Consider the following 22752-nt stretch of genomic DNA (forward strand, 5'->3'; position numbering starts at 1 on the left):
ATATGGCAACAAGCCAATGGCGATTAATTGCATCAATCTGTTTTCTGGCGTTGACGGGTTGGAGTACCAAAGCGGTGAGTGCCGAAACCGATAAGACGCCATTTTATCAAGTGCAATGGCAAGGAAAGAGCGCGTATCTACTGGGTTCGATTCATATTGGACGTGCCGATTTTTATCCTTTACCCACCCAAATTGAAACCGCGCTTGGCAAAGCGAAGGGCTTAGTCGTAGAAGTCGATATGAATAAAGCTGATAGCAATGCCTTGCTGCGCCAATACGGCCGCGCCGATAAAACCAAAGGTTTAGATTGGCAGAGCCGAGATAAACAAACGGTTGAGAGCATGACGCCCTATTGCGCTGCCACGGCCAATGTTTGCCAGTCGATTCAATCCTTCGCGCCTTGGCTGCAAGCCACGCAAGTTAACTTAATACGTTATAACAACTTAGGTTACAGCACGGATTATGGCGTTGATATGCAGTTGATTGCCCGCCATGCGGCTTTACCTGTGTATCAGTTAGAAACCGCCGAGTCGCAATTTCAGTTATTAGCGTCCTTTGATAGCCAAGCGCAGTGGTCTATGGTGCGTGAGGCGATTAGTACGTCGGATGCAGACCTTTTGTCGTTAATTGCGGCTTGGCGTTCGGGTAATGAAGCTGAGCTTGATAACATAATGCAGGAGCAAATGGGCGGCGAGGACGACACTGAAATGCTAGAGAAAATTCTCTGGCGGCGAAACCATGTGATGGCCGACGGCATTATAAAATTAATGGGCTCGACTGACGTGGCTTCACCATTATTTGTGGTGGTTGGTGCGGGTCATGTGGTGGGCGATAAGAGTGTGGTGCAATTGCTAGAACGAGCAGGCGCCAAAGTGAGCGCCTGCTGGAAACAGACCTGCGAGTAATCGTTTAGGATACTGGGTTTATAACCAAGCGCATTTAAACTGCTGGACTCTGCCCTAAAAAGTGTACATATCGACCTAACGAAATATAGGGCTCGCGTTGCGAATACTCGAGCTCCATTTGCAGCAGTTTTTGATAATCGAAATCCACTGGCTGACTTTTTTTCAAATAGTCGTGGATCACCCGCACGCCAGACTGACAGATGAGTGACATCTGCCACTCGCTAAACCAATCTTTAACCTCTTGAATATAAAGTGGGTGCGTGGGTGTTAGCCGCACTTTCTTCTTTACTTTTAAATCTGCGGCGACGTAATCGAAATTGCCCGACACTAAGGCATGAAAGCGCATGGCTTCTTTGTTGTAAAACATCAAAGAGAATAATCCCGCGGGTTTAAGCATAGTGAGTAGGCCCGCCATCGTGGGCTTAGCATCCGTTAACCATTCGACGACTGCATGGCACAATATGATATCGAAATAGCCATGTTGCTCGGCCGATAGTGCTTGAATAGGCGCATGGATAAGCTGGATAGCTAATGGTTCAGGCGATGCATCTATCTGCTCTTGCTCTTGCGCTTGCGCCAACATCTCCGCTGAGATATCGCATAGCACCACTTCGTGGCCGAGGCGGGCTAATTTTTGGCTAAAGTAACCAAAACCACCGCCTGCATCTAATACTCTGAGTTTTCTATTCCCCAGTTTTGCTAGCGCAGGTGCGAGGTCGCGCCACAGTACGGCGGCACGAATGTCGCCTTTAGGCGTACCATAAATATTTTTCGCAAATTTTTGCGCGAGCTTGTCAAAATTCTTATCTTGCACGTGATAACTAGGTTAAAGAGAGTGGAACGATAGTGTGGCACAGACGTAAATTTTTCGCACTCAGGAGATGTTATCGCCGAGTCGAGATGGACAGATTTACATCGTGATATTTTAATCTATTGATTTTATTGGTAGTAATTATTCCTACTAAACTTAGGGATACACAGAACTCTGTCCTCTGGGTTATAATCACGCCGTTTTCGACAAACCTGACTCTATAGTTGTCCATTCGGTGAGTCAGCATCAGCCCTTATTAAGACGCAGCACAGCCTGTTTTACACTCGTTATCAACTTGATTGAGCAGACGTTACTCGTCTGTGCGAGGTAATTTATGGCAATGCATTTATGTGCCAAGGGATAGTTAATTAAAAGGTACTCAGACTTGAATAATGCATATTGTGTTGAATTGAACGCGATGCCGTCGCTGTTTTCTCTTTATCGCAAGATCTTCTTTGGCCGTAAGCCGGGTTGGGATCAGCAACCGCTGCCCTACATAAAGGTGACTGCGCCACATGTGACTGTGTCTGAAACTAAAGTAAGCCAATACGCGCAGGTGTGTGGTTTTCAATTTGACGGTAAAGTGCTGCCGCCAACCTATCTCTATGTGATGGCATTTCGCCTGCATGCGGTGATTTTTACCCACGATGGCATCACTTTCCCGCTGCTTGGGATGATCCACCTTAAGAACCGCATTCAAGTGTATCGCCCAGTGACGGTTGACGAGACTTTCTCCCTCGAGTGCGCCTTGACCACAAGCCGTGAGACTGATTCCGGCTTAGAGTTTGAATTTGTGTCTAAGGCGTTTGTGGGTGAAGAACTCGTTTGGGAATCGCTATCCACCTATTTATATCGTATCGATGTTGCTGGACGCCGGGTTCGTCCACCTAAAGCCATTGATATGGCGTGGGAAACGCCGCAAAGCTGGCGCTTGAGTGAAGATTTAGGTCGTCGTTATGCTAAGGCGTCTGGCGACTATAACTTGATCCACTTGCATCCTGTGCTCTCAAAGCGTTTTGGTTTTGATCGCGTGCTCGCCCATGGTATGTGGTCTAAGGCCCGTTGTTTGGCGGAGTTGATGCCAAGCATTGGCGATCGTCCATTTACTGTGGATGTGACCTTTAAACTGCCACTGTTGATGCCTGCTGATGTCGGGTTTGGCTATGAGCAGAACACCGATAATATGGTATTTGAATTACGTGACAGCAAAGGTCGTCGCCCGCATTTAAGTGGCGATGTGCAGTTTTAAGTCGCATTCAATAATACATATAACAACGGCGCCTTCTGGCGCCGTTGTTGTTTATGGTTGTTGCGTTTGGGAGGTAAAAATTAAGGTACGCTGTGACCCATAGATGCCTGCCAAATACTGAACCATTGCTGGCGATCGAGCTGGATCTCATTGGAGGCAACGGCGCGCTTTATCCGCTCGATATTGCCACTGCCAATAAGTGGCACGGGTCGGCTTGGTAGCATACGAACCCAGGCATAAATCACTTGGCTGATATCTTGGGCTCCCACTTGCTCGGCGATGAGCTTGAGGGTTTGATGCAAGCGAACCGCCTGTGGGTTCGTGGTTTCAAAAATCCTTCCGCCTGCTAAGCACGACCAAGCCATAGGCCGAATACGACGTTGCTGGCACAAATCGAGCGTACCGTCGTGTAAGGTGCTCATCGCCAGTGGCGAGAGTTCCACTTGATTGGTGACTAAAGGGGCATCTAAGCGCGATTGCAACAAGGAAAACTGTGCATTAGTGAAGTTCGATACGCCAAAATGTTGTACTTTGCCTGCTTGTTTGAGGCTCTTAAATGCCTCGGCGACCGCATCAGCGTCCATTAGGGGATCGGGTCTGTGGATCAGCAGCAGATCTAAATAGTCAGTATTGAGCTGTTTAAGGGAATGCTCGACACTGGCAATAATATGCTCACAGGAGGTGTCGTAGTGATTAACATAGCGCTCAGGGCGGCAGGCAAACGCGGGTTTAATACCGCATTTACTGACAATTTGCATCTGTTGGCGCAGTGCTGGCTTTAAGGCTAATGCCTCGCCAAACAAGGTTTCGCATTGATATTCGCCATAAATATCAGCGTGATCCATAGTGGTCACGCCTAATTCTAGGTATTGCTCAATCAGGCTAAGGCGCTGCATGGGCGTCATGTCCCAGCTTTCCATTCGCCAGAAACCAGCAACAAATTCAGAAAAAGTGAAATGGGACTCGCTCATGCTGTTCCTCTTTGGGACTGTGTGCTTTTGATTTATAGGGCGCAGGGCAAAATATTTGATGCAGATTAAGGAATCGCTCATTAACCCTTTCGATGGCTATATATCTTAAAGCCAATCACCTAATATCCGCCCTATTCAATGAGTGTTGTGCTTAGCAACACCTCATACTAAACCAAAGCGTATCTGAAAGGGAGAAATCGACGCATGCTGACAGATATGGATATTTCGAGTCGCGCAAGCCTTAAAAACATCACCGAAATTGGCGCCGACTTAGGCCTGTTACCCGAAGAGATGATGCTATTTGGTCACACTAAAGCCAAGGTGGAGCTCAGTGTGTTGCAGCGTTTAGCGGGGCAACGCAAAGGTAAATTGATTATCGTCACCGCAGTTACGCCTACTCCCCACGGTGAAGGTAAAACGGTGACGAGCATTGGCTTAACGCAATCGTTAAATGCCATAGGCCAAAAGGCCTGTGCTTGTATTCGCCAGCCCAGTATGGGACCTGTATTTGGGGTGAAAGGCGGTGCTGCGGGTGGCGGTTATGCGCAAGTGGTGCCCATGCAGGAGATGAACTTACATCTCACGGGTGACATTCATGCCGTCAGCAGTGCCCACAATTTAGGGGCGGCGGCGATTGCGGCGCGGTTATTCCACGAGGCGCGCTTAGGTAAAACAGAATTTGAAGCGCAATCTGGACAAGCGTTTTTGGCTATCGATCCCAAGGAGATCCGCTGGCACCGAGTGGTCGATCATAATGATCGCTGCCTTAGGCAAATTCATGTGGGCTTAGGTGATAATAACGGCCCAGAGTACGGATCTAGCTTTGATATTACCGCCGCCTCTGAGTTGATGGCGATTTTAGCCTTAAGCCATGATTTGGCGGACATGCGGGTGCGGATCGGTCGTTTAGTGTTGGCCTTAAATACCCAAGGGCAAGTGATTACCGCCGAAGATTTAGGTGTCGCTGGGGCGATGACGGCCATCATGGCCGATGCGATAAAACCGACGTTAATGCAGACCTTAAATGGCTCGCCTTGTCTGATCCATTCGGGACCTTTTGCCAATATTGCCCACGGTAACTCGTCAATTATTGCCGATGATATCGCCCTCAGGCTGGCGGACTTTGTGGTGACCGAAGGCGGTTTCGGCTCGGATATGGGCTTTGAAAAGTTCTGTAATATCAAGGTACGTCAATCGGGTCAGGCGCCAGCCGCCGCTGTGTTGGTGACGACTTTAAAAGCGCTGAAGGCCAATAGTGGCTTGGCAACTGAGGTGGATAGCAATGTATCAAATATCCATGTGCCAAACATCAGTGCGACAAATAGCAATGCGACAAATATCAATGCCTTAGAACAGGCTCGACTCGAAGCGGGCTTTGCAAATTTAAACTGGCATATCAACAATGTGGCGCGTTATGGCATTCCTGTGGTGGTTGCGATTAACCGTTTCGCCACTGATTCCGATGCTGAGTTGCAATGGCTAATGGAAGCCGTCAACGCGAGTGCCGCCTTTGACTGTGAAATTAGCGATGCCTTCATCCAAGGGGAAGCGGGCGCTATCGCCTTAGCGCAGACTGTGGTTCGCGCCGCTGAAACTGAAAGTCAGTTCAAGCTGTTATATCCAGATGAAGCGTCATTGGAGGCAAAGTTATCCACCTTAGCCGAAGTGGGTTATGGCGCTGCAGGCGTGAGTCTGTCTATCGAGGCGAAACAACAGGCGCAGCAACTGACCGCGCTTGGCTATGGACATTTGCCTTTGTGTATAGCCAAAACGCCGTTATCCATTAGTCACGATCCTAGCTTAAAGGGCGTTCCTAAGGATTTTGTGGTGCCAGTGCGAGAGTTAGTGTTACATGCGGGGGCGGGATTCATTACCGCCTTAGTGGGTAATGTGATGACTATGCCAGGACTTGGGCTGAAACCGGGATACTTGAAAATCGATATTGATGCCAAAGGCGAGATAGTCGGTTTGGGCTAACGCTTAGATACAAAACTAACTGTGCTGAGATAGAAAAGGGCGAGCTGACAGCTACGCCCTTTGACTCAGTTAACGTGCTAATACTGTTGTAGTGCTAACGCTTTAGCGCTGTTTTAAAAAGGTTACTTCGTGGTTTGATAGATATGCACATCGCGCTGCGGGAACGGAATGCTGATCCCTTCGGCGTCAAAACGCATTTTCACTTCACGGGTAATGTCCCAATACACTTCCCAATAATCTTCCGGTTTCGCCCAAGGGCGCACGATAAAGTCGACCGAAGATTCCCCCAGCAGATGCAGTTTAATCGTTGGCGCTGGCAGTGCTTGCACCTTTGGATGCGCCTCGACGATGGATTTGAGAATCGCTTCAGCATGTTCGATATTGTCGCTGTAACCAATACCAAATGTCATATCCACTCGACGTTGGTGCTCGGCCGTGATGTTGTTAATAGTGTCGCCCCAAATCTTATTGTTAGGAATAATAAGACGTTGGTTATCCATGGTTTTAATCGTAGTCGAGACCAGACTCATGTGGCTTACTCGACCCGTGACGCCAGCGGCGTTGATCAAATCACCCACATCGTAGGGACGATAAATTAAGATCATCATGCCAGAGGCAAAATTCGACAGGGTATCTTGCAGGGCAAAACCAATAATCACACCCGCGATACCAAAGCCTGCGAGTAGCGGCCCAAGTTCGATCCCAAGCTGGGACAGGGCGACCAAGAGTCCTATGGTAAAGACGGCTTTGCCTGATAGCGATGTGAAGAAGTCTTGTAATAACTTGCTCAAATTCAACTTAGAATTGCTAACGGTATTCTTCACTATCTGTTTGGCTAACTTGCCGGCTAGACCCGCGATAGTTAAGATCAAGCAGAATACAAACAACTTAAACACGACGGTAGGGCCATGATTTATAGCTTGTTCCTGCGCCGTGTTCAGCCATTGCTCGACTAAGCTCGAGGCCACATCAAAGCTCAATACGTCCTGAGTAATATCGCCTGACACACTAAACAAGGTCTTTTTCAGCGCGGCGGTGTCTTGGCCTAAAGCATCGAGTAAGTTGATGTCGATATTTAAGCTTTGGCTATTTTGGGCCAAACGTTCCTTTAGCATCATCACATGGCTAGTTTGCGCCGACGTGACATTTTTACCGGCATTGGTTGCGGTATCGACCGCAGCTTGCAGTTGCTGCTGAGTGTAAGTCACTAAGCTTTCAAGCATATCTGCACGCGCAATCAAAATTTGCAGCAGGGACTTTTGTGCTTCGCTAACATCTTGGCCAACCTGTTCGAGCCAATTGAGTGTCTCGAGTTGCTGTTTGTAATAGGTGTCTTTGTCTAATTCGCGCTTAGAGATATCGAGCAGAATCGCATCATCTGTACCCGAGCCTAATTGCTGCTCTAATTTATCAATGTTGTCATCGATATAGCTATCAATCTGTTGGATGTAGTTCAATTGCCCTTGGATCAATGGCTGCAGAAAAGCACTGTCGATCGGTGTTGCTTCGAGCAGATCTTTAATCTTATTACGTAACTGTAAGGTTTTGTTTTGAATGCGATATTCGACAATCGTCTTCAACTCACCTTTTGCATGTTTTAGTTTATGGATATCGGTATCGATAGCCTGTTGCAACATAGCCAGTTCAGCTTTGACCGCCACAGGTGTGGTTGATGTGTTATCGGTTACCGCGACAGGTTCGGCTTGCGTTGGAGATGAAAGGCTTAACAATGGAATAAATAGGGCAAACACTAGAGCGAGGTAGCGATGCATAGGAATGGTCTTAAGTTGAAATATGTTTGGTTATGATAGTGGCTGCCGGATTGACTGTAAAACGCCGTCGCGTGAAATTGGCCTCGGAGCTAAGGTTTTTTGTAGCAAGGATGTATCTGGCTTACTGCTGGGCTCGTGGCTTTACCCGTATCTTCGACAATATTAGCCTTTTATCAGTATTTGCTGGCCGTAGTCTGGCAGGGATCTGGTAAACTTGCGCATCGCTATTTAGGAATCGTGTTTTCATGTTGTGTTCCCATTGTAATCAGTACATCAAGGTCAGTGACATCACCCAACAAAGAGGCAAAGGCTTCGACGCCCAAGTGCGTTGTCCTCACTGCACCGCTTGGTTAGGCCGTAGCCCAACATTGGCTAAGCTTAAGTTATTAGGCTTTTATTTGAGTGTGTTTACAGCGGGATACAGTTATTTCGATGCCTCAGTGCGGCACTTTGCGATCCCTGTGATGATTTTTTCGCTGATGTTGTTGTTCGTGAGTCACTTTATGGACCAAGTGATCACCATTGAAGCGCCGGAACCCGTCGATGATAGTGACCAAAGACAAAAGTACCGATAACGAGAAGACAATTTGTTGAGGCACAAATGAGTCGAGCGCCTTTAGCGGGCGCTCAAGGTATAGCTAATAAGGTGTTTATTGTGGCGAATTATCGCCGTCGCGAGTGGGCCTTTGCTTACTGAACGACTTGTTCTTGGGCCGCTAAGGAATGCTCAACGTAGTAAATTCCACCAAATATCACCACACTGAAAATCACTATCCCTAAGATAATCCCTAAGTTTTCACGAAAAAATGCTAGCATGTGAGTGGCCTTTTGGTGGTTGAAAATGGACGCCATATCGAGCTCAATTTTGCCGCTGTGCTCGCTGACATAAAAACTAAATACACTATAGTTACACTCACTTAAGCTAATCTTAAATGCGCTCTTTTAGCAGCATTCCCGCAAGGATTCGCCGTAATGGGCGAGGCCAGTTGTCGCTAAGATTACCCACCTCAAATATCTTGTAACCTTTTGCAAAGTGATTACCTTATTGCAACTTGCTATGGCCCTGACATAGACTTATGCAACTTTTTAACTATGGGGACGACTGAGTGAGACTTAAACGTCACATTAGACGCACGATTTCGATATGGCTTTCGGCCATCTTGATATTGCTGTCTTTTGCCGCCTCAGCCCATAGTGTGACCCATCTTGACGATGGGGCTAAGACCCACTGTACCCTGTGCTTCCATCAGCACCAGCTCAACAAGATTTTATTGACCCAACCGCTGACGTTCAATTTAGGCGTGCAGCATTTCGATGTGGTCGAATTTATTTTACCCCCCTCCATTTCTGAACACGTCAGTGTTTATCGCAGTCGTGCGCCACCTGCCACGCTCTAAATCAACTCAAACATTTTAACTTATTGTATTTCTTGATGACTTTATATTAGTCGTCGAGTGCTAGTTGTATTTTGGAGATATCATGACTGTTTTAAATACCCGAATTTCTTTGGTGGCTTTGGCGTGTGCGTTTGTTTCGCCTAGCCTATTGGCTGAAGATTCGAGCCTAACGAACCCAGCGATCAGCGCCGTATTAAATGGTTACTATCAAACGGGTGAGCGTCCATTAGCCGAGAGCCCGGATGGCTTTGGTTTAGGTGAGACTGAGCTGGCCCTGAGCGCCAATATCGATGATATGTTTTACGGTAAAGTCACTGCTGTGGTTGAGATGCATGACGGTGAGACTGAGCTGAATCTTGAAGAAGCCTTCATTCAAACCATGGCGATGTCAGCGGGATTTTCTATCCGTGGTGGCCGTTTCCTATCGGACATTGGTTACCTCAATAACCAACATTTACACACAGATTCTTTCACCGACCGTCCTGTGGTTTACCGTGCATTTTTAGGTGGCCATTATTTCGATGACGGTATACGTTTCAACTACGTAGCGCCAACCGACTTGTATTGGACTATGGGCGTTGAAGCCTTTAAGGGCGACAGTTTACGTGCCGCCGATGAGCATGGTGAACGTGAGTTTAAGAAGGTCGGCGTTTATACCTTGTACTCAAAAATCGGTGGCGACATAGGCGATAACAGCTCATGGCAAGCGGGTTTAAGTTACCTGCGTAACGAGAATGGCCAAGTGACTGCCCATGAAGAAGGCGAGCATGAAGATGAGCATGACCATGGTGATGAGCACGCAGGTCATAGCCACGCCGCATCGTACACAGGTAAAAATACCTATGGTGCTGATTTTGTTTATAAGTGGGCGCCTAACGGTAACTACAAATATCAGAATCTTACCGTGAGCGGCGAGTATTATCGGGTGAGCGATTTTACCCCTGTCGATCTGCATCCAGAGGATGCGCCAAGCCAAGATTACCACCAAGGTTGGTATCTGAGCAGTGTGTACCAATTCACGCCTAGCTGGTCAGCGGGTGTGCGTTATGGTGAAGCTGATACGCAAGAGCTCCATGGCGATCATTTCCATGGGCAGAAGTTGAAAGAATCTGAGGTGAGTTTGGCTTGGCATTCTAGCCATTTCTCGACGGTTCGTTTCCAGTATACCAATCAAAAGGGTACTAACTTCGACGGAATTGAAGACGACAACATCTTCACTATTCAATACATTATGTCTCTGGGGGCTCACGGTGCGCATCAATTCTAATTTAGCTAAATTGGCCGCAGTGGCCTTATCTGTCACTTATACCGGTTTGGCCCACGCCGAACTAAACGTGTTTGCCTGTGAACCTGAATATGCAGCATTAGCGAAGGAGCTGGCTCCTACGGCGAGCATCTATTCGGCAACAACGGCATTACAGGACCCGCATCAAGTGCAGGCGCGCCCGAGCTTGATCGCCAAAATGCGTCAGGCGGATCTTGTGGTCTGCGCCGGTGCCGATCTTGAGGTGGGTTGGTTGCCTATGCTGCAGATGAAGTCGGCAAACGCAAAAGTGCGCTCGACCGATCAAGGGTTATTTTTCGCCGCCGATCAAATCGAGACCTTAGATAAGCTGGCCAGTGTCGATCGCAGCATGGGTGATGTGCATGCCCAAGGTAATCCACATATCCATTTCGATCCGACGCGTCTGTTAAACGTCGCCACGGCGCTGAGTGCTAAGCTGGCTCAATTAGATCCTGCTGGCGCGGCTGATTATCAAAAATCACTGGCAGATTTTACCACTCGCTGGCAAGCCGCAGTCCCGCGTTGGGAAGAGCAAGCTAAGGGATTACAAGGTAAAAAAGTGATCGCTTACCACTCAAGCTTCAGATACTTATTCAACTGGATTGGTATCGAGCAAGTGGCGGATTTAGAGCCTAAACCGGGTTTAGCTCCAACGAGCGGCCATTTAGCGAGTCTGCTGACGCGCGCCGAGCAAGGGGATATTCTGGCGGTGGTCGTGGCCTCTTATCAGGACGAGCGCGGTGCAAAATGGCTGGGTGAGAAAGCGAACTTGCCCGTGGTAATGCTGCCTATGTCTGTGGGTGGTAACGATAAGAGCCAAGATTTATTTAGCCTTTATGACAGCGTGATTTCACTCTTAAATGGAGTGAAATAAACCTATGTTTGATCTTGAACTGATGTCGATTCTGTTGCCTGCATTGGCGGCGGGGATCTTAGTGTTGTCAACGCATATTGTACTTGGAAGACAAGTGCTTAAGCGTGGCATCATCTTTATCGATTTAGCGATAGCGCAAGTTGCCGCCTTAGGCGCGATTGTCGCTCACATGGACCACAGATTAGAAGACATGCCGTTTGCTAATGTGTGGATGCCAGCGCTGTTTGCCCTCGCGGGCGCAGGGTTTATCGCTTGGTTATCTAAGCGGATGGCGGGTGAGTTGGAGGCAATGATCGGCTGCTTTTATGTGTTGTCTGCGGTAGCGGCTATGTTGCTGCTGGCGAACGACCCACACGGCGCCGAGCTGTTAAAGCAATTGATGTCAGGTCAGATCCTGTGGGTGAGTTGGTCACAACTGATTTTGCCAGCAGTGGTATATTCGCTGGTGTTATTGGCGATATTCCTGCGTCCCCAGATATTGGATGGTGCAGGGTTCTATCTGCTATTTGCGCTGGTCATTACCTTGTCGGTGGAATTAGTAGGTGTTTATCTGGTATTCAGTACCTTGATATTGCCCGCTCTCGCGCTGAACAAGTATTGCGGCAAAGGTCGGTTGTTCTACGCTTACCTCGTCGGTTTGTTGGGTTATGTTCTAGGATTAGTCCTGTCGGCGACGTTAGATCTGCCCAGCGGTGCGGCGATTGTCGCGACTTTGGCCGTGAGCGCCTTCGTTATCCGTTTAGTGTTAGCTAAAGTTGCACCTCAGGCAACGGGATCTGAAATCCTGCCAAAGCACCACGCTTAGATAAATATTGATATAAAAGCCCATAGATACACTGGATTTTCAGTATATCGATGGGCTTTTTTGCTTGCTTGTTAGCAAGTCAGCTTACAGATGTAAACAATATATTGAGTCCCAAAGCCATGGTAGCTATACTGACGCCACTTTTACAGTCGGAGTAAATCGTGCTTTTAATCGTCAGATCAATGCTGTTGGCGGTGTCATTGTTGCTTGCCTTTATTTTTGGTGGCTTAGTGTGTTTATTAAGACCTCGGCACCGCGACAATGTACATATGTTCGCCAAGATCTTCTCATCGGTCGCTCCGATCCTTGGGATCAAAGTGATTGTACGTCGACATAAAGATGTGCAGGATGGCCCCTATATTTTCCTCGCAAATCATCAGAATAACTTCGATCTTTTCACTCACACGACAGCGGTACCTAAAGGGACTGTGAGTTTGGGCAAGAAGAGTTTGGCGTGGATGCCATTATTCGGTCAAATTTATTGGTTGTCAGGGAATATTCTGATCGACCGCAAAAACCGTCATAGTGCCTTTGATACTATGGCGAAAACCGTGGAAAAAATTAAACAGAAGAATTTGTCTGTGTGGATTTTCCCTGAAGGGACACGTTCACGTGGGCGCGGTTTGTTACCTTTTAAAGCGGGCGCTTTCCATACTGCGATTGCGGCGGGAGTGCCTGTTGTGCCGGTATTGGCCTCGTGCCAAAGCCACATTAAGCTTAATCGCTGGAATAACGGTGTAGTCATTATCGATATGATGGCACCCGTGGCGACAGCAGGCTTAGATAAAGCCGATGTGAAAAACTTTTCTGCGCAAATTCACGCCAGCATGTCGGCGAGATTTGCTGAGATAAATCAAGAGGCGGCAGCACTTATGGGTAAAACTCTCGCGAGTGATGACGTATAATGCCAATTTGAGCCAGATTTACCTTAACGGAGACAAATCCATGTCTATTGAAAGTCAGTTAAAAGCCCAACTTGCAGAGAATCGTGACATAGTGCAAGCCCTGCTTGACGATGGCTCAGAGCCTGATGCGGAATATGTTATTGAGCATCACTTTTCATCGACCAATTTCGATCGTCTCGAAAAAGCCGCAGTAGATGCCTTTAAATTAGGTTTTGAGGTAAACGATGCTGAAGAAATGGAACTGGAAGATGGTTCAATTATTTTCTGTTTCGATGCTGTCGCGCACCACAAGCTAGATGTTGAATTACTGGATAAAGCCGCAGAACAACTGCTGCAATTAGCGGTAAAACAGAAAGTGGAATATGACGGTTGGGGCACCTATTTTGTCGGTGATGAAATGGATGACGAAGAAGATGAAGACGACGAAGAAGATGATGGTTTCCCTCATTAATTCGCGCATGAATATCTAATCTCTACCGTTTTAAATAAAAATGCCCATCATAGATGGGCATTTTTATTAGGTAGATATTTTAAGTTTGGCTGATTTTTTTCGCAGTTGTACTGGTATGCAGAACGCTGCAATTACGGCCTTTTTGCTTGGCTTCGTACAGCGCTTTATCGGAGCAAGAAATCCAGCTTGAGCTGCTGGTGATGTGGGAACCAATTTCGCATACACCTAAACTCACAGTCACAGAGATCTTCAAGCTTTCATACACTATGACGGATGCGGCGATTTTTTCCCTGAGCCGCTCGGTAAAATTCATCGCATCTGCGCCGCTGGTTTTGGGCAATACAACCGCAAATTCTTCGCCGCCATAACGTCCGGCGCAATCGGTCTCACGCAGGGATTGGCTGAGTAAGTGGGCGATATGCTGGATCACTTTATCACCCGCCAGATGACCATAGCTGTCGTTGATATGTTTAAAGTTATCGATATCTATCATCACTAAACTTGCCATGCCTGAGTAGCGCGTATACATGTCGTACTCATGGTCTAAACATTCTTGCCAATGACGACGGTTATGCAGCTGAGTCAAACCATCGGTTTGGCTTAGGCGCTCGAGTTGCTCGTTCGCGGCTTTAAGTTGTAACTTGTTGATGGCAATATCAGTCACATCATAAATAATCACGCTGATATGGGTCACTTGCCCTGTAAGCGATGCCAGTGGCAACAAGGTCACGTTTTGGTACATGTAGTCAGCACGGCCTGTGATCGGGCGGTAGTTTTTAAATTGGAAAACGTATGGCCTTTGTTCCCAGCTGATAAAGGCACGGTTTTTAAGCATGAAAACCGATTCCATTTTCTGCTTTAACCAAGTGGCGGGCAGATCGGGGAAGCGGGTAAACAGGTTTTGACCTTTGATAGAATTAGGGGAAACACCGCTGTGATTCTCCATAAAACCGTTCCACAGCTGGATATTGTAATGGCGATCTAATACCACTAATCCCACCTCTATGGTTTGCACCATATCGATGAGCCAGTGTAGTTCGTTCATTGCGCTTTGGTCGTTTGACATAGGATAAAATCCAACTGGTTAATCGAGTAAATAGCCGAGTTTAAAACTAAGCGTAGGGATAGAATCCTCGGTGAAGAGCAGTAACAAATCGCATTGAATATTATGATCTTCAATCCGATAGTTGATCTCCATAGCCAAAGTTCGCTGCCATTTCTCTGAATTATCATGGATCAGATCGTTAACCGTGCAGTGCCGTCCTAGCACGACAGGGTGAGCCTGACTAAATTTCATGTCGAGCTGTTCAGAAATGCCGTTAAGGAAGGCGCCGATTAACACATTTCCGGTATCGATCAGGACTTCTATCTCAGTATTTTTATCTTCAGGATTGGCTAATCCCATCAGCTTGGCCATGTCCTTAAAGCTGGAGTCATGGAACAAGAGCAGAGCTTCACCCGCAATTCCCGCCCCAATAAAACCTTGGCAAAGAGCCGATACGGTCGAGCTTTCTTCCGTGGCTTTGAGTGCCATGGTCAACTCACTCACCTCAAGCACGTTCACATTGGGGATGGGCAGTAACACGAATACATCGAGTAACTTAGCTAACAGATCGGCGGCGCGGCCCATGGCGACGTTGGCAATTTCTTGGCAAGCGTCACGCATGTCGACTTTGATCATCGGGACTTCGTCGGCGATATCTTTCTGCGTCAGGGTTAAGATGCCGTAATCTTGCAAAATGTTACTGATGGCATCGGCACTGACGGGTTTTTGAATAAAATCTAATGCGCCTAAGGCTTTGACTCGCTCGTGAGCTTTGATTTGAATGTCGCCAGAGACCACAATGATCAGCGCGGGGAGATCCTGCTGCTGCACGGTTTGCAGTACTTCATAACCGTCCATCACTGGCATGTTGAGATCGAGAAACACCACTTCGCCTTTTCCGGCTCGGATAGCATCAAGGCCTTCGGCACCATTGGTCGCATAAGTAATTTCCACATCCCACTCTTTTGGGAGCGTGCGGGCCATTTGCTTACGTGCCATGGCGGAATCGTCACAGATGAGTACAGATATTGACATGCTGACTAGTGATCCTTATTTGCCCATTAATTGAAGATAACACTTATTTTTCAGGTCCGACTGACGAATTGCGTTCTTCGGGCAAGTCTGATTTATATCTTCTAGATGTAACTTATAGATATTATTGATTAATTTCGTTTTTTCGCTGACATTAAAATTTGACTCATTATTGAATCACATGATGCAAAATTTTAAATCGAGCTGGCTAATTTTTAGCAAATAACAAGGATGTAACGAATAAAAAGGACGACTGAGTCCATCTGTTTGCGGCGTTATCCTTAGCGGCAAGTACAGTTTTATATAAGCGTCGATGTTGGCGGCGAGGTAACTTCATTGCCGAGTTCGATAAGTCTATCTCATCGAAAGATACATTAGGATTACCGCACGTATTGGCGACAGCCTAACATAAGTTGCCTTCAGTCCATGTTTGAATTGGCAATATTTTGACTCAAGTCAAAAAACAGGCTTATGTTATATCTTTTAGTGAATTATTCCAAACGTGTTAACATTTATTCTGGACTGACCAGTAACGGAATATTTCATGAGTGGCCAAAGTGTACAAGTCAAAATCGATGATGGCATCGCCTATGTGTTGCTTAATCGTCCTGAAAAAATGAATGCGATTAATTATTTAATGTTTAGTGAGCTCGACCGTGCGATTAAAAATATCAAATCCAATCGTGGGGTGCGAGCGGTGATCCTCTCGGGGGCGGGTGGCCATTTTAGCTCTGGGCTCGATGTCAAAAGCGTGATGTCGGCACCCATGCAGGCGGTAAAATTACTGTTTAAGGGCTTACCGGGGAATGCGAACTTAGCCCAGCGGGTGTCATTAGGTTGGCAAAACTTGCCCGTACCTGTGATTGCCGTACTTGAAGGCTGTTGCTATGGCGGCGGTATGCAAATCGCCTTGGGCGCAGATGTGCGCATCGCTAGCCATGACTGTAAGTTATCGATCATGGAGGCAAAATGGGGACTCGTGCCTGATATGGCGGGGTTGGTCGCGTTAAGGCAAATCATGCCTAAGGATCAAGCCATGCTGCTGAGCCTGACGGCAAAAGTGCTTGAGAGCAATGAAGCGCTGACCTTAGGACTCGTGACCCAAGTGAGCGAGACGCCGATGGAAGCGGCTCAACAATTGGCACAGCAACTGATGCAAACCTCACCGGATGCAGCAGCGGCCATCAAACTCAGCATTAACCGCAGTTGGACGGCATCGGTGCGGAGCTTGCTTTGCCGTGAGTCGATTAGTCAGATTCGGTTATTGTTAGGCAAAAATTGCAAGATAGCGGCGGCGCGTCAGCTGAAAGATCCGCAGAAACCTTACCAAGATCGTCAGTCGGGCTGGTAATGCTATTTTGTCTGAATTAGCTTGAATCGCCCTTGTTACTGCGCGCCGCTCATGCGGGCAGAAAAGCCTTTAATCGCATTTAAGCAATTCTGCCATGCGCTCTCGTTATCTAAATTGAGCGCTAAGCTGGTTTGGCGGTAGTTAGGGCTTTTTAAGGTCACGGCTAAAATCTTACGATTCGCGGCCGTTTCTAATGAGGCGGGATGACCGTCCGGCGATTGGATATCTAAAATCGGCAGCGTGAGTTTCGCCAGTTGCTCCGCGAGTGCTTGGTTGAGCTTTTCATCCTCACGATAGGGATTGATGACGATCAGCACATCGGGATCGGCAATCTTCTTTTGGCTTAATAGGCTAATCAATAATCCTGCGCTTTGGTCGGCGGTGATCAAAATGCGTTTGCCCACATAATCTGCGCCGACCGCATCTAATTGCGACATGCTTTGGACCAGAAAGTCTTCCTGCTCTTGCAGATGTTTGCTGTTATCTTCGGGCTTGATTTTAGGGCTAGGTTTGTTGGACGGCGAACTTAATTGCGCGGCGCCGGGCGAGGTGACTTCGGTGGCGGCGGTGGCAAAATTGGCCGCAGGCAGCTCAGTTGGCGGAGTTAAACTTAAGCTGGCCCAACCGGCAGGATTAATATTACGGCGCACAAACGCCATTAGTCCCGGCGCGTCTGCTGTGCCGTTGGTGGCGGGCAGAATGATTGCCGCACCGAGTTTCTTTTTCCCTTCCCATGGCCGTACTAACAAATCGTAGGGCTGATTGTCTATGGTGATTTGTTTGACTTCATTCTCGGGTAAATAGCGGTTATTTAATTTTTTAGCACTGACTTCGGCTGGCGTTGGCGCAGCTGTTGCTGGGTCTGCCGCGCGGGAAGAGATGGTAGTGAAACCAAGTAGGAGGCAAAAGAGAAGTGAAATAATGCGTGCCATAGAATTGATAACCACCTGTGTAGTCTCATAAATTCATCAGTGCTTGAGTATAACCTGAACAATTACCAAAAAGTGAACTTTCCTCGCCAAAGGGTCATGCCTCATCATTTCGGATAACCAAGTCAGTTGAAGTGACGCCGCTGAGCATCAAAAGCCGCTTATTATAGAAAACCACTTTGAATCGAAAGCTAAAGGGCATAAAAAAGCCCAGCGCTTTGGCTGGGCTAATTGATGGAAACCTGTGGTTTCGCTCGGGCCTATACGTGGCTAACGAGCACCATACGGATCGCATCGAGTTGTAACTGGCTGGCATCCAGATAAGTGTTTAACTCTTGCATCTGATTGCGCAGGTATTCCAATTCTTCCTCACGGATATTGGGGTTCACCGCCTTGAGTGACTCTAAACGACTTAGCTCTGCGCTCAGTTGCTGAGTCATTTTCTCTCTGGCTTGGGCGACCATTTCATCCACAACCACTTGAGCATATTCCTCACCCTTAGCAAATAACGGATGCAGAATTGGCTGAGATGCGGTGACTAACTTGCCGCCAATGTGACGATTCACCGCGCTCAATTGCTTATCGAAACTGGCGTAATCCACTTTAGCCGACAGGTCGTTACCATTTTTATCCAGCAACACGCGAATGGGTGTCGGTGGTAAATAACGATACAACTGGCTCGACTTAGGTGCAGAAGCATCGGCCATGTAGATGAGTTCTAAGAATAAGGTACCTGCTGGCAGGGCTTTATTCTTCAGAATTGCGACGCTGGTGGTGCCGGTTTCTGAACCTGTGATCAGATCTAGCCCCGTTTGCACCAGTGGATGCTCTTGGGTGATCAGCGCAATATCATCGCGAGATAACGCTGTGTCACGGTCGAAGGTTACCGTCACGCCATCTTCTGGCAAGCCAGGGTAGGTTGGGAACATCATGTGCTCACTCGGGCGCAGAATGATCGAGTTTTCACCCTTATCTTCTTGATCAACACCGATAATATCCCACAGACGGATCACTGAACCGATCAAATGGGTATCACCATCATTCTGGGCGAGGCGCTGGACGATAGCCATTGCCTTCTCGCCGCCGTGTGAGTTGATTTCCAGCAGCTTGTCGCGGCCTTGCTCCATGGCGTGCTTGAGTTCTTTATAACGGCTCTGGGTGTGATTGAGCAGGTTTGTCAGCTCGTCGCTGTCATCAACCACAAGCACGTTTAACAGATCTTCGGCAAATTCACTGTAAAGCACGTGGCCACTCGGACAAGTCAGTTCGAAGGCATTTAGCCCTTGGTGATACCACTGCATCAAACGTTCTTGGGCGGTGTCTTCAAGGTACGGCAAGTGAATTTGGATATCATTTTTCTGGCCGATACGGTCTAAACGACCGATGCGCTGTTCCAATAGGTCTGGGTTTAGCGGCAGATCGAACAGGACTAAGTGACTGGCAAACTGGAAGTTACGGCCTTCAGAACCAATTTCAGAACAGATCAACGCCTGTGCGCCGCCTTCCTCTTGAGCAAAGTAAGCGCCGGCTTTATCGCGCTCGATAATCGACATGCCTTCGTGGAATACCGTCGCTTGAATCCCTTCGCGGGTGCGCAGGGCTTCTTCTAAGCTCAGGGCGGTTTCCGCTTGGCTGGCGATGATCAGCACTTTTTTGCTGCGGTGTGATTTTAAGAACTCAATTAACCAATCCACACGGGGATCGAACTTCCACCAACTGGCGCTGTTATCTTCAAATTCTTGATACAGTTTTTCAGGACTCAGGGCTTGCGCCGCTTTCGCCTCTAATGACTTGTGTCCGCCCATCATGCCGCTGACGCGTGCGGCTGTTTGATATTGATCTGGCATGGCGTGTGGGTAAGCGTTAAAGAAACGCTTTGGGAAGCCTTTTACTGAGGCGCGGCTGTTGCGGTATAAGACGCGGCCAGTACCGTGACGGTCGAGTAATTCTTGCAGTAATTCGCTGCGAGCAGCTTGTTGTACTTCGGCATCAATACCCTCGGCTTGGATTAAACGAATACTTGGGCTGATGTCTTTCTCGCCCAGTAACTCGGTCAAGCTGTTGATAGCGGTATCGGGTAATTTAGCGTTGCCAGCCAGTGCTTCGGCGGCAATGGCGACGTCTTTATAGCTGTCTTCTTCGGCTAGAAAGGCATCGTAATCGTAGAAACGATCCGGATCGAGCAGGCGCAAACGGGCGAAGTGACTTTCATGGCCAAGTTGATCCGGCGTTGCGGTTAACAGTAAAACGCCTGGGATCACTTCGCTTAATGCTTCAACCACTTGATAAGCGCGGCTTGGTGCTTCTTCGGTCCATTCTAAGTGGTGTGCTTCGTCAACCACTAACAGATCCCAATCGGCATCTAGGGCTTGATCAAGACGTTTTTTCTTACGCAGTAATTCGAGTGAACAAATTACTAATTGTTCTGTGTAGAAAGGATTGTCGTGATCGGCATAGGCTTCTACGCAACGATCTTCATCAAATACCGAGAAGCGCAAGTTAAAGCGGCGCAGCATTTCCACTAACCACTGATGGCGCAAAGTATCGGGCACGATAATCAGAATGCGTTCGGCGCGGCCAGTCAGCAGTTGTTGGTGAATAATCAGACCCGCTTCAATGGTTTTACCTAAACCCACTTCGTCGGCCAGCAGTACACGCGGTGCATAGCGACGACCGACTTCATGGGCAATCCACATTTGATGCGGAATAAGTCCAACGCGTGGACCTTGCAGGCCAAGTAGATCCGATGAGGCCAATTTGTGGCGCAACATTTGGCACTGATAGCGCACACCAAAACGGTCGAGGCGATCGATTTGGCCGGCGAATAAACGGTCTTGGGGTTTATTGAAACGAATATTGTGGTTCAGCAGGGTTTCACGCAGGGTAACTTGCTCGCCTGTCTCACTGTGAATGCCGTGATAGATCACTATCCCATCTTTCTCGGTCAACTCGCTGACCGCAAGGCTCCAGCCTTCATGGCTTTCAACCGAATCGCCGGGATTGTATATAACGCGTGTCAGAGGGGCTTCTGCTCGGGAGAACATACGGTTCTCACCCGTGGCAGGGAATAAAACAGTGACCATACGGCCTTCTACTTGAACCACAGTTCCTAAACCAAGCTCTGACTCGGTATCACTTATCCAACGTTGACCTAAGGCGAACGGCATCTTAAATTCTCATTTCTAGGCGGACTCTAACAAAGGGCGCGTATGTTATACCAATACTCGTGATATTTAAATCGCCCTCTCACCCGTTAGAGCCTAATTCCCAGAGTGCTAGATTACAAATTGTACAAGCGACAAAATTGTCGTGCCAACACATGAAATTGTCACGCTAATGTCACATCCGCGGTTATACACTGCTTCGAGTCTGTATGGTAAACAATGGTTGCTGTATTGTTATCTCGTGAGTTTGGTGCCAATATCAATTTAAGGTTTAAGTGTGAGTAAGTGCTATCAACTTGAACCTTATGATCATTTTTTGCCATAAGCTTTGCCAGTAATAGGAGCCGTGTAACTTTTATTGAGACTCAAAAGTGTGTTTAAACTTTTATGAAGCACTCTGGAGGCGCCATGGAACAAGACGACAGAAAGTTGTTTGTACTGGATACCAATGTGTTACTACATGAACCTTTGGCGATCTATTCGTTTAAAGAGCACGATGTGGTCATTCCGATGACAGTGCTAGAAGAGTTGGACCAGATTAAAGATCGAAAGAGTGATGTGAGTCGGGATGCTAGGGTTGCCATTAGGGCATTGGAAGATACCCTAGGCGGTGAAACTACCCCAGAACAGATTATCAATGGTGTCCCTTTGCCCAGCCGAGAGGGTCATGCCGATGCGGTCGGTTCGCTCTCCATCTTTCCTGACCACCTTGTCGATTTTACCTTAGGCGCCCTGCCAGGAGATGGAAACGACAATCGCATCATCAACACCGCCCTACATCTGCAAAATCTGCATCATCCCCGTACTGTTGTCCTAGTCACCAAAGATATCAATATGCGCCTTAAAGCCAAAGGTGCGGGTATTCAATTGGTTGAGGATTATCGAACCGACCAGTTGATCGATGATATTCGCTTCCTCAGCAAAGGTTTTTACCAGTTCGAAGGTAATTTTTGGGAACACTTGAATAAGGTCTCCACCGAGCGTCACGGTAGACACACAGTGCATGAAGTGCCGCTCAAAGATCTCGAAAATGATAATTTTTACATTAACCAATACCTTATCGATACGGAGTCGGATTTTTGCGGCCGTGTTACCGATCGCACTGACACCCATCTGCACATTTTAGATCTTGGCCGTGAGCGGGTGAAAAACCTCGAGGCATGGGGTGTTAAACCTAAAAACGTTTATCAAGGTATGGCACTACAGGCGCTGCTCGATCCCGATATCGATCTGGTGATCTTAACTGGCCCCGCCGGTTGCGGTAAAACCTTGCTCGCCATGGCCGCGGCGTTGGAACTGGTGGTCGAGCGTAATCGCTACGACAAAGTGATTGTCACCCGTAACACCCCTGAAATCGCCGAATCTATCGGCTTCTTGCCCGGCACGGAAGAGGAGAAGATGATGCCTTGGCTGGCCGCCATTACCGATACGCTCGAAGTACTACATAAGAATGATGTGAATCCCACCGGCAGCATGAACTACATCATGGAGAAGGCTAACATTCAGTTTAAATCGATTAACTTTATGCGCGGGCGTTCGATCCAAAACTCCATAGTGCTACTGGATGAATGTCAAAACCTCACCGCCTCGCAGATCAAAACCATGATCACCCGTATGGGCGAGGGCACAAAACTGATTTGCTGCGGTAACTTAGCGCAAATCGACTCTAACTACTTAACCGCAGTGACCTCAGGTTTAACCTATATTGTTGAACGTTTTAAAGACTTTGAAGGCAGCGCCAACGTGTATCTAAATGGCGTGGTGCGTTCACGCTTAGCGGAATACGCCGAAGAGCATCTCTAAAGAGAGTCGGTTTAATTTAGCGTAAT

The 22752-nt window shown here is 47.8% G+C and carries 20 protein-coding genes; 12 read left to right on the plus strand and 8 right to left on the minus strand.

The features are described 5' to 3' along the window. Window positions 1-2: 2 nt before the first annotated feature. Window positions 3-905, plus strand: a complete 903-nt coding sequence (locus tag NE536_RS03350; RefSeq protein ID WP_261271797.1) for a TraB/GumN family protein — start codon at window positions 3-5, stop codon at window positions 903-905. Window positions 906-939: 34 nt separating this feature from the next. Here NE536_RS03350 and NE536_RS03355 read toward each other — a convergent pair whose 3' ends face one another. Continuing rightward, window positions 940-1719, minus strand: coding sequence for a methyltransferase domain-containing protein (locus NE536_RS03355; RefSeq protein ID WP_261271798.1), 780 nt, complete (start codon window positions 1717-1719; stop codon window positions 940-942). Window positions 1720-2134: 415 nt separating this feature from the next. On the opposite strand from NE536_RS03355, the gene NE536_RS03360 reads away from it, so the two are divergent. Then, a complete protein-coding gene (locus NE536_RS03360; protein ID WP_261271843.1) occupies window positions 2135-2965 on the plus strand; it encodes a MaoC/PaaZ C-terminal domain-containing protein in 831 nt (276 codons plus the stop codon). A gap of 80 nt (window positions 2966-3045) precedes the next feature. Here the strand turns inward: NE536_RS03360 and NE536_RS03365 are convergent, their stop codons facing one another. Further along, window positions 3046-3936 (minus strand): aldo/keto reductase, encoded by an 891-nt coding sequence (locus NE536_RS03365; RefSeq protein ID WP_261271799.1) that lies wholly within the window; start codon window positions 3934-3936, stop codon window positions 3046-3048. 204 nt (window positions 3937-4140) lie between these two features. Between NE536_RS03365 and NE536_RS03370 the strand changes: the two genes are divergently transcribed. Further along, a complete protein-coding gene (locus NE536_RS03370; RefSeq protein WP_261271800.1) occupies window positions 4141-5913 on the plus strand; it encodes a formate--tetrahydrofolate ligase in 1773 nt (590 codons plus the stop codon). Between the two features lie 122 nt (window positions 5914-6035). Here the strand turns inward: NE536_RS03370 and NE536_RS03375 are convergent, their stop codons facing one another. Continuing rightward, a complete protein-coding gene (locus NE536_RS03375) occupies window positions 6036-7685 on the minus strand; it encodes a mechanosensitive ion channel domain-containing protein (RefSeq protein WP_261271801.1) in 1650 nt (549 codons plus the stop codon). Window positions 7686-7930: 245 nt separating this feature from the next. Between NE536_RS03375 and NE536_RS03380 the strand changes: the two genes are divergently transcribed. Continuing rightward, window positions 7931-8260 (plus strand): hypothetical protein, encoded by a 330-nt coding sequence (locus tag NE536_RS03380; protein WP_006084232.1) that lies wholly within the window; start codon window positions 7931-7933, stop codon window positions 8258-8260. 115 nt (window positions 8261-8375) lie between these two features. Here the strand turns inward: NE536_RS03380 and NE536_RS03385 are convergent, their stop codons facing one another. Then, entirely contained in the window at window positions 8376-8501 is a 126-nt protein-coding gene (locus tag NE536_RS03385) for a hypothetical protein (RefSeq protein WP_106651706.1), read from the minus strand. A 290-nt stretch (window positions 8502-8791) separates the two neighbouring features. Between NE536_RS03385 and NE536_RS03390 the strand changes: the two genes are divergently transcribed. The 6 genes from NE536_RS03390 to rraB all read left to right on the plus strand — a co-directional run bounded on the left by NE536_RS03390 (window position 8792) and on the right by rraB (window position 13402). Further along, window positions 8792-9082, plus strand: a complete 291-nt coding sequence (locus NE536_RS03390; protein ID WP_006080010.1) for a hypothetical protein — start codon at window positions 8792-8794, stop codon at window positions 9080-9082. 82 nt (window positions 9083-9164) lie between these two features. Then, entirely contained in the window at window positions 9165-10349 is a 1185-nt protein-coding gene (locus tag NE536_RS03395) for a hypothetical protein (RefSeq protein WP_261271802.1), read from the plus strand. After that, the gene (locus tag NE536_RS03400) at window positions 10333-11241 is read left to right on the plus strand and encodes a metal ABC transporter solute-binding protein, Zn/Mn family (protein ID WP_261271803.1); all 909 of its coding nucleotides are present in this window, start codon (window positions 10333-10335) and stop codon (window positions 11239-11241) included. Before NE536_RS03395 ends, NE536_RS03400 begins: the two co-directional genes overlap by 17 nt. 4 nt (window positions 11242-11245) lie before the next feature. After that, window positions 11246-12046: a metal ABC transporter permease gene (locus tag NE536_RS03405; RefSeq protein WP_261271804.1), complete on the plus strand. Its 801-nt coding sequence runs from the start codon at window positions 11246-11248 to the stop codon at window positions 12044-12046. Window positions 12047-12207: 161 nt separating this feature from the next. Beyond that, a complete protein-coding gene (locus NE536_RS03410) occupies window positions 12208-12951 on the plus strand; it encodes a 1-acylglycerol-3-phosphate O-acyltransferase (RefSeq protein WP_006080014.1) in 744 nt (247 codons plus the stop codon). A gap of 40 nt (window positions 12952-12991) precedes the next feature. Further along, complete coding sequence (gene rraB, locus NE536_RS03415; protein WP_012090273.1) at window positions 12992-13402, plus strand: ribonuclease E inhibitor RraB; 411 nt, start codon at window positions 12992-12994, stop codon at window positions 13400-13402. A gap of 79 nt (window positions 13403-13481) precedes the next feature. On the opposite strand, the gene NE536_RS03420 is transcribed toward rraB, so the two are convergent. After that, window positions 13482-14468, minus strand: coding sequence for a sensor domain-containing diguanylate cyclase (locus NE536_RS03420; protein ID WP_261271805.1), 987 nt, complete (start codon window positions 14466-14468; stop codon window positions 13482-13484). Between the two features lie 18 nt (window positions 14469-14486). Next, window positions 14487-15482, minus strand: coding sequence for a response regulator (locus tag NE536_RS03425; protein WP_012090271.1), 996 nt, complete (start codon window positions 15480-15482; stop codon window positions 14487-14489). 541 nt (window positions 15483-16023) lie between these two features. Between NE536_RS03425 and NE536_RS03430 the strand changes: the two genes are divergently transcribed. Beyond that, a complete protein-coding gene (locus tag NE536_RS03430) occupies window positions 16024-16830 on the plus strand; it encodes a crotonase/enoyl-CoA hydratase family protein (protein WP_261271806.1) in 807 nt (268 codons plus the stop codon). A 35-nt stretch (window positions 16831-16865) separates the two neighbouring features. Here NE536_RS03430 and NE536_RS03435 read toward each other — a convergent pair whose 3' ends face one another. Then, entirely contained in the window at window positions 16866-17762 is an 897-nt protein-coding gene (locus NE536_RS03435) for an alpha/beta hydrolase family protein (RefSeq protein ID WP_261271807.1), read from the minus strand. 257 nt (window positions 17763-18019) lie between these two features. Continuing rightward, entirely contained in the window at window positions 18020-20926 is a 2907-nt protein-coding gene (gene rapA / locus NE536_RS03440) for an RNA polymerase-associated protein RapA (RefSeq protein WP_261271808.1), read from the minus strand. A gap of 405 nt (window positions 20927-21331) precedes the next feature. Here rapA and NE536_RS03445 point away from each other — a divergent pair, with 405 nt between their 5' ends. Continuing rightward, window positions 21332-22726, plus strand: coding sequence for a PhoH family protein (locus tag NE536_RS03445; RefSeq protein ID WP_261271809.1), 1395 nt, complete (start codon window positions 21332-21334; stop codon window positions 22724-22726). Window positions 22727-22752 lie beyond the last annotated feature (26 nt).

Source organism: Shewanella septentrionalis (genome assembly GCF_025370265.1).
Classification (GTDB): Bacteria; Pseudomonadota; Gammaproteobacteria; order Enterobacterales; family Shewanellaceae; genus Shewanella; species Shewanella hafniensis.